The 13,513-nt window shown below is 70.2% G+C and carries 11 protein-coding genes; 8 read left to right on the top strand and 3 right to left on the bottom strand.

Annotated elements, in window-relative coordinates; translation table 11 throughout:
- Positions 1–83: 83 nt before the first annotated feature.
- A complete protein-coding gene (locus FSW06_RS02125; protein ID WP_029448815.1) occupies positions 84–1,808 on the bottom strand; it encodes a DEAD/DEAH box helicase in 1,725 nt (574 codons plus the stop codon).
- Positions 1,809–1,840: 32 nt separating this feature from the next.
- Positions 1,841–2,083, bottom strand: a complete 243-nt coding sequence (locus FSW06_RS02120; protein ID WP_010118784.1) for a DUF3039 domain-containing protein — start codon at positions 2,081–2,083, stop codon at positions 1,841–1,843.
- A 103-nt stretch (positions 2,084–2,186) separates the two neighbouring features.
- Here FSW06_RS02120 and FSW06_RS02115 point away from each other — a divergent pair, with 103 nt between their 5' ends.
- From FSW06_RS02115 to galE, 6 genes are all read left to right on the top strand, one after another.
- Positions 2,187–2,729 (top strand): DUF3099 domain-containing protein, encoded by a 543-nt coding sequence (locus tag FSW06_RS02115; RefSeq protein WP_010118785.1) that lies wholly within the window; start codon positions 2,187–2,189, stop codon positions 2,727–2,729.
- On the top strand, positions 2,726–4,330 hold the full coding sequence (locus FSW06_RS02110) for a DUF7782 domain-containing protein (RefSeq protein ID WP_010118786.1): 1,605 nt from the start codon (positions 2,726–2,728) through the stop codon (positions 4,328–4,330). The genes FSW06_RS02115 and FSW06_RS02110 overlap by 4 nt, the downstream gene beginning before the upstream one ends.
- Positions 4,327–4,830, top strand: coding sequence for a D-aminoacyl-tRNA deacylase (dtd, locus tag FSW06_RS02105; RefSeq protein ID WP_010118787.1), 504 nt, complete (start codon positions 4,327–4,329; stop codon positions 4,828–4,830). The genes FSW06_RS02110 and dtd overlap by 4 nt, the downstream gene beginning before the upstream one ends.
- A 352-nt stretch (positions 4,831–5,182) precedes the next feature.
- Positions 5,183–6,301, top strand: a complete 1,119-nt coding sequence (locus FSW06_RS02100) for a sigma-70 family RNA polymerase sigma factor (RefSeq protein ID WP_238525908.1) — start codon at positions 5,183–5,185, stop codon at positions 6,299–6,301.
- Positions 6,302–6,454: 153 nt separating this feature from the next.
- Positions 6,455–7,141: a metal-dependent transcriptional regulator gene (locus FSW06_RS02095; protein WP_010118791.1), complete on the top strand. Its 687-nt coding sequence runs from the start codon at positions 6,455–6,457 to the stop codon at positions 7,139–7,141.
- 7 nt (positions 7,142–7,148) lie between these two features.
- Positions 7,149–8,147 carry a UDP-glucose 4-epimerase GalE gene (gene galE, locus FSW06_RS02090; protein ID WP_010118792.1) on the top strand — a complete coding sequence of 333 codons (999 nt, stop codon included), beginning with the start codon at positions 7,149–7,151 and terminating at the stop codon, positions 8,145–8,147.
- Here the strand turns inward: galE and FSW06_RS02085 are convergent.
- A complete protein-coding gene (locus FSW06_RS02085; RefSeq protein ID WP_010118794.1) occupies positions 8,104–9,489 on the bottom strand; it encodes a DUF4192 domain-containing protein in 1,386 nt (461 codons plus the stop codon). The two genes, galE and FSW06_RS02085, sit on opposite strands and share 44 nt — an antisense overlap.
- A gap of 162 nt (positions 9,490–9,651) precedes the next feature.
- Here FSW06_RS02085 and FSW06_RS02080 point away from each other — a divergent pair, with 162 nt between their 5' ends.
- Both FSW06_RS02080 and FSW06_RS02075 read left to right on the top strand, forming a co-directional pair.
- Positions 9,652–10,707, top strand: coding sequence for a PAC2 family protein (locus FSW06_RS02080; RefSeq protein WP_010118796.1), 1,056 nt, complete (start codon positions 9,652–9,654; stop codon positions 10,705–10,707).
- Positions 10,708–10,739: 32 nt separating this feature from the next.
- A complete protein-coding gene (locus FSW06_RS02075; protein ID WP_010118798.1) occupies positions 10,740–13,322 on the top strand; it encodes a DEAD/DEAH box helicase in 2,583 nt (860 codons plus the stop codon).
- Positions 13,323–13,513 lie beyond the last annotated feature (191 nt).

The raw sequence follows: 13,513 nt of genomic DNA, 5'->3' as shown, positions 1-13,513 counted from the left end.
CGGCACCGGACGGTCCGGCCAAGACTAACGGACTGACGGTCTGACGGACCAACGGGACCGGCGGACCCGCCCGTCCGCGCTTCTCACCAGTCGCGCAGATACGCGATCCGGTCGCGGAGCTGCTGCGCGGTGCACAGTGCGGTGGGCGGACCGCCGCAGTTGCGGCGGGCGTCATTGTGGATCGCACCGTGTGGCCGGCCGGTCCGCGCGGACTTCGCCGACACGAGTGCGTTGAGCTTCTTGCGCAGTGCCGGGATCTCCTCACTGGCGACCCGGTCGCGGTGGGTGTCCGCACCACCGTGTCCACCTGCCGCGGCGTCCTGCGCCTCCCTGGCCGCCCGCTCCCGCTGCGCGTGCTCCTCCTTCGCCCGGTGATCGAGCTGCTCGGCCTGCCGGGCGCGCAGGAGGGTCTTCATCTGGTCGGCGTCCAGCAGCCCCGGAAGCCCGAGATAGTCCTGCTCCTCCTCCGAACCCGTCATCGTGGCGGTGCCGTAGGTCGACCCGTCGAAGATCAGGCTGTCGAGTTCGGCCTGCGCGCCGAGCGACTCGTAGCCCTTGTCCTCGTCCGGCTCGTTCTCCTCCCGGTTGGCCTGGGCGAGCAGCTCATCGTCCCAGCCCTCGTTCGGCCGGTCGGGCTTACCGAGGACGTGGTTGCGCTGCCGCTCCAGCTTCGAGGCGAGGTCCAGCAGCACCGGGACACTCGGCAGGAACACACTGGCGGACTCGCCCTTGCGGCGCGACCGCACGAAACGGCCGATCGCCTGGGCGAAGAACAGCGGGGTGGAGGCCGAGGTCGCGTACACACCCACGGCGAGCCGCGGGACGTCGACGCCCTCGGAGACCATCCGGACGGCGACCATCCAGAAGTCCGTCGAGTCGGAGAAGGTCTTGATGCGGTCGCTGGAACCCGCCTCGTCGGAGAGCACGACGGTCACCGGGCGGCCGCTGATCCGTTCCAGGATCTTCGCGTAGGCGCGGGCGGTGGTCGTGTCGGTGGCGATCACGAGGCCACCGGCGTCCGGGATGTTCTCCCGCAGCTGCATCAACCGGGTGTGCGCGGCCGCGAGGACGGCCGGGATCCACTCCCCCGCCGGATCGAGGGCGGTCCGCCACGCCCGGGCGGTCTGCTCGGCATTGAGCGGTTCGCCGAGGCGCGCCTCGTACTCCTCGCCGGCACTGTCCCGCCAGCGGGCGTTACCGGAGTAGGCGAGGAAGACGACGGGGCGCACCACACCGTCTGCCAGCGCCTCCTGGTAGCCGTAGGTGTAGTCGGCCTGGGAGACCAGGGCCCCGTCGATGTCCCGGTAGAGCACGAACGGGATGGCCGAGTCATCTGACCGGAACGGTGTACCGGTCAGCGCCAGGCGTCGTTCCGCCTGCTCGTAAGCGAAGCGGACACCGTCGCCCCAGCTCTTGGCGTCGCCGGCGTGGTGGATCTCGTCGAGGATGACCAGGGTCTTGCGCGCCGTGGCGACCTGGTAGTGCTTGGTCGGCTTCATCCCGACCTGGGCGTAGGTCACCGCCACACCGTGGTACGAGGGGTTCACCGGGGAGGAGTTGGTGAAGTCCGCGTCGATCGCCATCCCCATCCGGGCGGCGGCCGTCGACCACTGCGACTTGAGGTGCTCGGTCGGTACGACGATGACGATCCGCTCGACGGTGCGGTTGTCGAGCAGGGCGCGGGCGACGGTCAGCGCGAAGGTCGTCTTCCCGGCGCCCGGCGTCGCCACCGCCAGGTAGTCACGCGGACCGGTCTCGAGATAGCGCTGCAGCGCCTCTCGCTGCCAGGTGCGGAGGCCGGTGTACAGGGCATCCGGTGCTGCGGTGGACAGGCTCTGACTCACTTCTTGCTGAGCCCCTGGTAAATCCTCTCGCAGTCGGGGCACACGGGGGATCCCGGCTTGGCCTGCTTGGTGACGGGGAAGGTCTCGCCGCACAGCGCGACGACCATCCTGCCGTTCACCGCGGAATCCACGATCTGGTCCTTCCTGACGTAGTGGAAGAACTTCGGTGTGTCATCGGAGGTCTTCTCGTCGGTCCGGACATCCGGGCGTTCAATCGTTGTTGTTCCGGGAGTAGTCACGGTAGACAATCATGCCCCTCGTCCCCGGTCATTTCCACCCCGGCCCGCCGCTGTGGCCGGGTGTGCCGCATGCCCGCTGGTCCGGGGGACTACCGTGGGCGGCATGGCAGATGAGGGAGACGACGGATCAGCACACCGCGGCCACCGCACCCGTCGCGTCGGCGCACGCCGGACGCCGCACGGCGACAGGCCCGTTTCCCTGATCACCACCGCCCGGCGTTCCCGGCTCGCCGGCTGGCGGCACCGACGGCACCTCTACGCGACCCTGCAGCTGGCCCGCATCCCCCTGTTCATCATCGCGGTGGCGGTCTACGGCCTCGCCCACCAGCCGGTCATCGCCGCCTGCGTGGCGGTGGTCTCCCTGCCGCTGCCGTGGATCGCGGTACTGCTGGCCAATGAGACCGGCGACGGGCGGGAGAAGGGTGAGCCGAAGGTCTACAAGCCCGCACTCGTCCGGGAGAACCGGGCGAGAATTGCCCGCCAGCAGTTGGAGGCACAGCAGGAGGCGGCGCCGCGGGAGCTCGACGACGGGCCCGGGATCATCGATGCCGACGACCCGCCGGACACCCCGGACACCGTGACTGACCGTGGGACCGCCCCCGGGACCGACCCTGACACCGAGACCGACACCGAGGAGACCCCGTGAGCACCGACGCCCCCACTGCCCCTGCCACCCCTGACGTCGACGCGCTGGGCGGCCTCGTCACCGCCCTCAGCGCCCTCGGCTACGGCACCCCGCTGATCGTGCGCACCCTCGGCCGTGACGGCTTCCGCCAGGCCCTGTCCGGCAACCCGGGGGCAGCGGTGTGGTTCCTCGACCGGTCTACAGCCCCCGACCGCGACCGGCTGATCGTGCGCGCGTTCTTCCTCCGCGAACCCGCTGACGCCCGCGCTCTCACCGACCTTCTCGGTGGTGACCTGATCGACCGGTTGCGCGGGGCGGGCGTCCTGACCCCGGTGGCACCGGACACGACGGCCGTGCGGAGCACCGTCGACATCCGGCCGGTCAGCCCCCGGGAGGACGGGGGTGCGGAAGTGCTCGTCGTCTCTGATCCGGACGCCTCCTCCGAGGCCGTGATCCCCGGACCCGACCATGTGCCCGGCGTCGGGCAGGCGCCGTTGACCCTGCTCCGGCAGATCCCGTCCACCCCCGCTGACCGACTGCTCGACCTCGGGACCGGATCGGGCGTGCTGAGTCTGATCCTGCCCGCCCGGGAGACCGTCGCCACCGACATCCACGAGCGTGCCCTCGCCTATGCCCGGGCCTCGGCGCAGAGCGCCCGGGACCGGACCGTCGACTGGCGGGCCGGCAGCTGGTTCGACCCGGTGGCCGGGGAGACCTTCGACCGCATCGTGTCCAATCCGCCGTTCGTCGTCGGCCCCGGCGACGTCGGCCACGTCTACCGGGACTCGGGGATCGCACTCGACGGCGCAAGTGCCCTCGTCGTCCGCGGCGCCGCCGGACACCTGTCCCCCGGCGGTACCGCTCATCTGCTCGGTGCCTGGGCGACGGGCCTGTCGGAGTCCCCGGCGTCCCGGGTCGCCGGCTGGCTGCCGGACACGGGGGTCCGCGCGTGGGTCATCCAGCGCGACGAGGTCAGCCCCGCCGACTACGTCCGGACCTGGTTGACCGATGAATCAGTCGATGTGCGCACGACGGACGGCCGGGACCGGACCGCGGCCTGGCTGGAGGTGCTCGCCGACGCGGACGTGGCACGGATCGGGATGGGCTTCGTCCATCTGCAGCGGATCACCGGCCCGAGCGAGGTCACATTCGAGGAGATCACCACCGCCGACCTCGGTTTCTTCGGCGATGAGGTGACCGACTGGTTCCGGCGTGCCGGCTGGTTGGCCGACCGGGACGGCGACGGGATCCTCGACAGCACCTACCGGGTGCGGCCGACCGTCGCCCGGGAGACCGTGGAACTGCCCGACCGCACCACCGGTGCCGGGTTCCGTGAGGTGGTCACCCGTCTCACCCGCACCGACGGCCCCGGGTTCAGCCACGAGATCGACGAGCCGCTGTCGGCGGTCATCGCCGGGCTCAACCCGTCAGGACTGTCGCTGCGGGACACCGCGGAACTCTACTGCGCGGTGACGGACCGGGACGCCGCCGAGTTCTGCGACGCCCTGGTCCCGCTCATCGTCGACCTCGTCCGGCACGGGCTGCTCATCCCCGGGGATCTCGATGATCAGGGCGACGCCGACGGGTTCGATGATCCCGAGGGGCCGGAGGTGGACCGGTGAAGGCGGTCATCTCCACCGTGACCGAGGCCTCCGTCACCGTCGACGGGGAGGTCGTCGGCGCCGTCGACGGCAACCGCGACGGGGCCGGCCGCGGCGCCCTGCTCGCCCTCATCGGGGTGGGCCGCGACGACGATCCCGATGCCTGGCGCACTGTCGCCCGGAAGATCGCGGAGCTCCGGATCCTGCGTCCCGCCGCCGGCCCGGAGGGGTCGGACGGGCAGGGGGACCCGGACACCGACGCGCGGCGGGACGCCGGTGCGGTCGACAACGGGGCCGAGGTCCTCGTCGTCAGCCAGTTCACCCTGCTGGGGGCGACCGCGCGGGGACGCCGCCCGTCCTGGTCCGCGGCGGCCCCGGGGGATGTGGCGGAACCGGTGATCGACCGGATCGTCGCCGACCTGCGGGAACGGGGACTGCGGGTCGAGACCGGCGTATTCGGTGCGCAGATGTCGGTGAGTTCGGTGAATGACGGTCCGTACACTGTCCTCGTAGAGGCCTGACCACCCCCTTACAGGTGTAGTTTCCCTCCCGGAACACTGCCGGGGACAATAACTTACAATGGTGGCATTTACCCAGCGCACCCCACCGATGGAGGGGCGTTCCGACGGCCCGGCGGCCACCGCCGCGGACCGGACCGGGAACAATAGCGGCTCCTGCCCCGTTGTCACTGTCAGAGCGTCCGACAACCTATCCAGGAGGTCCCGTATGAGTACGACAGCGGCACGACAGAGCCACAGCGCCGGTGAACCCGGCACGGCCGACGACGACAGCATTCTGGAGACCACCCGGGCGACCGGCGACACCGCCGACGAGATCAACGAGCTCGACGAGACCACCGTCGAGGACTCCGGCGTGGCCACCGACGCCGACAACGACGACGACAACGACGGCGACTCTGCCCCGACCGCGGACCCGGGAGCCGTCGTCGACAGCGACAACGGCGCCGGCGATGCAGAGGACTCTGCGGACTCGGAGAACTCCGAGGACTCCGCCGAGGACAGCGAATCCGCCGACAAGGCCCCCAAGAAGGACAAGGGCCGCCGCCGCGGCAACAACGAGAACCCCTCGGCTGACCTCGTCCGGGTCTACCTCAACGGGATCGGCCGGACGCCGCTGCTGACTGCGGCGGACGAGGTCGAGCTCTCCCAGCGGATCGAGGCGGGGCTCTACGCCGAGCACCTGCTCGATTCCGGCGAGAAGCTCACCCGCGCCCGCAAGCGTGACCTCAAGGTCCTCGTCCGCGAGGGCCGTGCCGCCCGTACCCACCTGCTGGAGGCGAACCTCCGCCTCGTCGTCTCGCTGGCCAAGCGGTACACCGGTCGTGGCATGCCGCTGCTGGACCTCATCCAGGAGGGCAACCTCGGCCTGATCCGCGCCATGGAGAAGTTCGACTACGCCAAGGGCTACAAGTTCTCCACCTACGCCACCTGGTGGATCCGGCAGGCCATCACCCGCGGCATGGCGGACCAGTCCCGGACCATCCGGCTCCCCGTCCACCTCGTCGAGCAGGTCAACAAGCTCTCGCGCATCAAGCGGGAGATGTACCAGCAGCTCGGCCGCGAGGCGACCAACGAGGAGCTCGCCGACGAGTCCGGCATCGACGAGTCGAAGATCGAGATGCTGCTCAAGCAGTCCCGTGACCCGGTGAGCCTCGACATGCCGGTCGGTTCCGACGAGGAGGCGCCGCTCGGCGACTTCATCGAGGATTCGGAGGCCACCGATGCGGAGGCCGCCGTGGTGGCGTCGCTGCGGCACTCCGATGTCCGCGCCGTGCTCGACACTCTCGACGAGCGGGAGCAGGATGTCATCAAGATGCGCTATGGTCTCGACGACGGCATGCCCCGGACCCTCGACCAGATCGGACGCAGCTTCGGGTTGTCCCGGGAGCGCGTCCGCCAGATCGAGCGTGAGGTCATGGCCAAGCTCCGTGAGGGTGACCGCGCCGCCCGACTGCGGGAGTACGCGGTCTGACCTTCTGACCGCTCCCGTATCGTCCGCCGATACCAGCTCATCCGGCCTCCGGCCACCACGGTCCTCCCCGTCGCGGGGAGGACCGTGTACGGTGTGGGGGGATACTGTCACACATAATCAGACACGTGACATTGATAAGAAAGGCCTCATCAAGTGAAGGACCTCGTCGATACCACCGAGATGTACCTCCGCACCATCTATGAGCTGGAGGAAGAGGGGATTCCGCCGCTCCGCGCCCGCATCGCCGAGCGTCTCGAGCAGTCCGGCCCGACGGTCAGCCAGACCGTCGCCCGGATGGAGCGTGACGGCCTGCTGTGGATCGCGGATGACCGGTCGCTGAAGCTCACCGAGGAGGGGCGTGCCCACGCCACCGCCGTGATGCGTAAGCACCGGCTGGCGGAACGGCTGCTCGTGGACGTCATCGGGATGCCGCTCGCCGACGTCCATGATGAGGCGTGCCGCTGGGAGCACGTCATGGGTCTGGAGGTCGAGAAGCGGCTGCTCTCCGTCCTCCAGGACCACAGCAGCTCCCCCTTCGGCAACCCCGTGCCCGGGCTCGAGGAGCTCGGTGAGACGTCCGTCGGCGCCCCCGCGGACTCGCACCGCGCCTCCGACCTCGATCTCAGCTCCCCGAAGAAGGCCCGCATCGTCAGCTTCAACGAGATCATCCAAGTCGAGCACAGTGTCATCGGCCGCCTCGACGCCGCAGGTGTGCGGACCGGGAGCACCGTGACCCTGCAGGACACGCCGGACGGTCTCACCATCACCGGCGACAACGGGACGGTCACCGTCCCCGACGAGCTCGGCCACGCGATCCGCATCGTCCTCACGGAGGACTGATCCGACCATGTCCCTCACCCCCGGATCCCATGTCCTGGTCACCGGCGGCGCCGGCTATGTCGGCAGCGTGTGCGCCACGGTGCTGTGCGAGCAGGGTTACCGCGTCACCGTCATCGACGACCTGTCCACGGGTAACCGCGCGGCGGTCCCGTCCGACGCGACCTTCGTCGAGAGCGATGTTCTCGACGCCGCCCCGTCGGTCCTCGCCGACGACTGCGCCGCCGTGTTCCACTTCGCCGCGAAGTCACTGGTCGGCGAGTCGGTGGAATCGCCGGCGAAGTACTGGCACGGCAATGTGGTGACCACACTGCAGCTGCTCGACCTCATGCGCGCCGCGGGCGTGGACAACCTCGTGTTCTCCTCCACCGCCGCCTGCTACGGCGAGCCGGAGACGGTGCCGATCACCGAGGACATGCCCACCCTCCCGACGAACCCCTACGGTGCGACGAAGCTCTCCATCGACGCGATCATCACCTCCTACGCCGCCGCCTACGGGCTCGGGGCGACCAGCCTGCGCTACTTCAACGTGGCCGGCGCCTACGGCGAGGTCGGCGAGAACCGGGCCGTCGAGACCCACCTGATCCCGCTGGTGCTGCAGGTCGCCATGGGCTACCGGGAGAAGATCTTCATCTTCGGTGACGACTTCCCCACCGCGGACGGCACCTGCATCCGCGACTACATCCACGTCCGTGATCTCGCCGACGCGCACCTGCTGGCGGCCACCTCGAATGAGCCCGGAACCCACCGGATCTTCAACCTCGGTTCCGGCGACGGCTTCAGCGTCCGTCAGGTCATCGACACCTGCCGGGAGGTCACCGGCCACCCGATCCCGGCCGAGGTGGCTCCCCGCCGCGCCGGCGATCCCGCGACACTCATCGCGTCCTCCGCCCGTGCCGTCGCCGACCTCGGTTGGCGGCCGCAGCGCTCGGATCTGCACACCATCGTGCAGGACGCCTGGTCCTTCACCGCCGGACTCGGCGACCGGGCGCACGCAGCACGGCGCTGACCGCCGCCGGATCGACGACCGCATCGAGGGCGTCCCGCTCCACCACGGAGAGGGACGCCCGCTCCGTATCCGACAGTGTGACCAGGCCGAGCCCCTCGGAGAGGACGGCGGCGACCGGATCAGCCGGATCACCCGGCGTCCCCGGACCACCGGTCCGGACCGGCCCGAGCAGCGCCGCGACACAGCGTCCGGTGACCCGCTCCCGGTCGGCCTCCCGGACCCGGTCCTCCTCCGGGGTCCCCGGTCCGCCCCGGCGCCGCGCCCGGTCCTCACTGACAGTGATCTCCCCCTCCGCCCGCGAGACCGCCCGGTAGCCGACCACACCGCTGCCGGAGGCGAGGGCGGCGAGACCGAACAGCACCAGCACCCGGTGGCGCAGCGTCCCCCGGGTCAGCCGTGCCAGTTCGGCGAGCAGGCCGCGGACCTGTTCACTCCGCTGCCCGACCGACGCGACAACCAGTACCGGGAAGAGGTCGGCCCGGTCGCACGCAGGGATCAGAATGTCCAACGTGCCGGGCGCTCTCAGCCACCCCCGGACCTCGACCGTCGCCGCGGCATCCGCCCCGGACAGGGCCCGTGCGGCCGCCTCGGGTAACGAGGCCAGCAGTGCCGCCACCTGCACCGGGCCGACGGCTCCGGCAGCGGGTCCAGCGCGCTCCCCGGACCGCCGGTGCCGACGCAGCGCCGCCGACAGGTCGTCCGGGACGCGCACCGGGTCCAGCAGTGCATCGAACTCGCGTTGGGACGGGAGGTCCGCCCCCGGCGCCGTCGGCGGCGATGTCACCACCGCCCCGCGGGCGGGGCTGGCCGACGGGTCCGGCAGGACGCCACCCTCCCCGTCCCGCAGCCCGGCGACCGACCAGTCGACGGTTCCGAGCGCCCCGGGGTGCAGCCGGCGCCACGGGGATCCGGCGGTCAGCGCCGGGACCGAGTACGCGGCGGTGATCGTCACCGATTTCCGCTCCAGCGCCTGTTCCGCCGTGGCGAGGAGGTCGGTGAGCCGGTCCAGGCCACCGGGTGACGGGTCCCACCGACCGGCGTGCACGGCGACGACCTCCCCGCCGGGCAGGTCCGCCACCGCACGGGTGAGCACGCGGGCGCCCTCACGGACCGCGCCGGAGTCCAGATCGGTGCGCAGGACCGGACCGACCTGCGCCGGATGGCCGGGCCGACCGGCCGGCGTCGGCACCGTCGCCAGCCCGATGAGCACGAGTGAGTCGACCGGCACGAAGCCGAGCAGTGCGGGCACCGCGGCGATGAGCCCGCCCGGGTCGGCTCCGAGGTGGATGCTGTCGCCGGGAATACCGTCGGTGTGTTTCGGGTTGTCCATGGTGTACGTCATAGGGCCATCATGACCGGCAGGCCGGACATGTCCCCGCCGGCGGACAGCGTTCCCGCAGGAGCCTGTGGACAACTCGGCACCTGTGGACAAGATTCACACCAGCGGCATTGCTAAGCTGACAGTCAGCAGCACCGTGCCAGCGCGAAGGGAGTATTCCGGATCATGTCGGACAACGGTCGCATGTACGAACTCGAGTATCCCGCACCGTCTGTCGAGGTCGACGGACGCGACGGACTGGCGATGATCATCGCGCTCCACGGCTACGCGGACGCCGGCCAGGGGGTCCAGCAGGCCGCGCAGCACCTGCTGCAGGCACTGGACCACCGTCCGGTGGCGACGTTCGACGTGGACTCCCTCATCGACTACCGCTCCCGCCGCCCCGGTGTGACCATCGACCGGAGCCGGCTGGTGGGCAGTGAGGATCTCTCGCTGACACTCCACCTGCTCACCGACAGTTCCGGGCGGCCGTTCCTGCTGCTCGCCGGACCCGAGCCGGATCTGCGGTGGAACGCCTTCACCGGCGCCGTCGCCGAACTCGCCGACCGGTTGGGTGTCACCCGCAGCGTCGCGCTGTACGCCGCGCCGATGACGGTGCCGCACACCCGTCCGCTGGTCGTGTCCGCCCACGCGTCGGACCCCGGGATCGTCTCCGATCTGCAGTCGTGGGAGTCTCGGATGATCATCCCCGGTGGCGCGGCGCTGGGCATCGAGCTCCGACTCTCCGGGGCGGGGCTCGACACGGTCGGACTGACCGCGCACGTGCCCCACTACATCGCGGCCTCGGACTACCCGGAGGCCACCTACGGGCTGCTCCGTGCGACCGAGAAGGTGACCGGGCTGGAGCTGCCGCTGCGCGCGCTGCAGTCCGACATGGAGAAGGTCCGCCGCCAGCTCGCCGAGCAGGTGGAGGATTCCGCGGAGATCGCCGGGGTGGTCAACGCCCTCGAGCGCCAGTACGACAACGAGATGGCGCGGCTGCGGCGGCAGCGGGAGAACACCCTGCTGGCCCCCGGCCAGGAAGTCCCCTCCGGCGACGAGATCGGTGCGGAGTTCGAGAAGTTCCTCGCCGATGTCTCCGACCGCGACGCGGCGTCCGGCAGCACCGGCGACGACAGCACCGGCGACGACCGGGGCCACGGAGACGGCATGGACCACGGGGATGCGCCCCGGGGTGACGACGACACCCCGCCGGACCGTGGAGACGACACCGGCCACTGACCGGTGCGTCCCACCCCGGTACGCTGGGGACCGTGAACACTCCCGAGACCGGCGCCCCCCGTCAGACCCTGTCCGATCTCCTCCCTGACCTCGCGGAGGTGCCGTCCGGACTGCTTGACGACGCCGTCCTCGACTCCTTCCTCGCCTGGGCCCGGGACCGCGGGATCTCCCTGTACCCGGCGCAGGAGGAGGCCGCCACCGCACTCGCCGCCGGGGACAACGTCATCCTCGCCACCCCCACCGGCTCCGGCAAGTCGCTGGTCGCCACCGCCGCGCACTTCATCGCCCTCGCCCACGGGAAGCGGACGTTCTACACCGCGCCGATCAAGGCACTGGTCAGCGAGAAATTCTTCGCCCTCTGCGAAATCTTCGGCCCGGCGAATGTCGGGATGATGACCGGGGACGCGACCGTGAACGGCCGCGCCCCGATCATCTGCGCGACCGCCGAGATCGTGGCGAACATCGCCCTGCGCGACGGTGCCGCCGCCGACATCGACCAGGTCGTCATGGACGAGTTCCACTACTACTCCGAACCGGACCGCGGCTGGGCCTGGCAGGTGCCGCTGCTCGAGCTCCACCGGGCCCAGTTCCTCCTCATGAGCGCAACCCTGGGATCCACCGGCTGGCTCGAGGACGACCTCGAACGCCGTACCGGCCGCACCTCGACGACCGTCGCCGGGTCCACCCGGCCGGTCCCGCTCGACTTCCACTACGTCTACACCCCGGTGCACGAGACGGTCGAGGACCTGCTGTCCGACGGCAAGGCCCCGATCTACGTCGTCCACTTCTCCCAGCGGGACGCCGTCGAACGTGCCCAGTCACTGACCAGCATCGACATCCTGACGAAGGCCGGCCTGGACCCAAAGACCCGGAAAGCGGAGATCGCCGAGGCCATCGGGTCGTTCCGCTTCACCTCTTCTTTCGGCAAGACCCTGTCCGGGCTCCTGCGCCGCGGTATCGGCGTCCACCACGCCGGCATGCTGCCGAAGTACCGGCGGCTCGTCGAGAAACTCGCCCAGCAGGGACTGCTCACCGTGATCTGCGGGACCGACACGCTCGGCGTGGGCATCAACGTGCCCATCCGCACCGTCCTCATGACAGGTCTGGCGAAGTACGACGGGGTCCGCCACCGCGTCCTGAAGTCCCGTGAGTTCCACCAGATCGCCGGACGGGCCGGACGCGCCGGCTACGACACGGAGGGCACCGTCGTCGTCGAGGCACCCGACCACGAGATCGAGAACTACCGGCTGCGGCAGAAGGCCGGCCAGGACCCGAAGAAGCTGAAGAAGCTGCGCAAGAAGCACGCCCCGGAAGGGCGGGCGACCTGGTCCGAGTCGACCTTCGACCGGTTGACCACCGCCGAGCCCGAGGAGCTGGTCAGCCAGTTCCGGATGAGCAACGCCATGCTCATCAACGTCATCGCCCGCGACGGCTGGACCTATGCGGCGCTCAAGGGGCTGCTGCGCGGCAACCATGACACACGGACCCGGCAGAACAGGGAGATCCTCACCACCATCGCCCTGTACCGGGGACTGCTGCAGGCCGGCATCGTCGAGGAAGTCCCGGCGGACACCCCCTCCGGCAAGGACGCGCGGCTGACCCGCGAACTGCAGCGCGACTTCGCCCTCAACCAGCCGCTGTCCCCGTTCGCACTCGCGGCGCTGGATCTGCTGGACCCGGAGTCGGACACCTACACGCTCGACATCATCAGCACCTTTGAGGCGATCCTCGACGACCCGAACCAGATCCTGTCGGCCCAGCAGCGGGCCCGCCGCGGTGAGGAGATCGCCGCACTGAAGGCGGAGGGCGTGGACTACACCGAGCGGATGGCGCTGATCGAGGAGGTCACCTGGGACAAGCCGCTGGAGGAGGAACTGGAGCAGGCCTACGACACGTTCTGCGAATCCAACCCGTGGGCCCGCGACTTCCGGCTGTCCCCGAAGTCGGTGGTGCGGGAGATGATCGAGAAGGCCATGACCTTCTCCGACCTCGTGTCGACGTACTCCCTGGCCCGCTCCGAGGGGGTCGTGCTGCGGTACCTCACCGACGCGTGGCGGACGTTGACCCACAGCGTGCCGCCCGAACACCGCACGGAGGAACTCGAGGACATCCTCGTGTGGCTCGGCGAGCTCATCCGCCAGGTGGACTCCTCCCTGGTCGACGAGTGGACCGCCATGTCGGACCCGGACGCACCGGTCACCGACGAGCAGGTCGCCGAGCACGCCTTCGGCGTCACCGATCCGTCCCTGCTCAGCGCCAATCCCCGCGCGCTGCGCCGGATGGTACGCAACCACTTCTTCCGGCACATCGAGCTGTTCGCCTTCGAGCGCGAGGAGGATCTGGCGGAACTCGACAGCTATCTGGAGGACGCCCCGGACTGGCCCGACGAAATGGACGCCTACTTCGACGAGTACGACGACCTCGGGGTGGACGCCGGGGCGCGGTCGCCGGAGCTCATCCTCATCACGGAGAACGGCCGGTCCTGGGCCGTCCGGCAGATTCTCGATGATCCGGAGAAGGACCACGGCTGGGCCTTTGAGGGCGTCGTGGACCTCGACGCCACCGATGCAGCCGGCGAGGTCCGCCTGTCGAGCCTGCGGGTGGTGCGGGGCTAGCCGCACCTCCCCGGGGGCGTTGTCGGTCGCCTCCACCGGGGTGACGCCACTGAAGACCTCCGGCGACCCCGTCTCTGACCCCCGACGCCGGCCCCCGATGTCCGCGGAACGAACCGACAGGTCGACGGCCCGGCCGCCATGTCGACATTGCGAATCGACAGGTCAAAAAATCCGCCCCGGAGCAGCACCTG

It is taken from the genome of Corynebacterium nuruki S6-4 (genome assembly GCF_007970465.1).
GTDB lineage: Bacteria > Actinomycetota > Actinomycetes > Mycobacteriales > Mycobacteriaceae > Corynebacterium > Corynebacterium nuruki.
The sequence above is the reverse complement of the archived record's forward strand: the minus strand, read 5'-3'. Positions and strand labels throughout refer to the sequence as shown.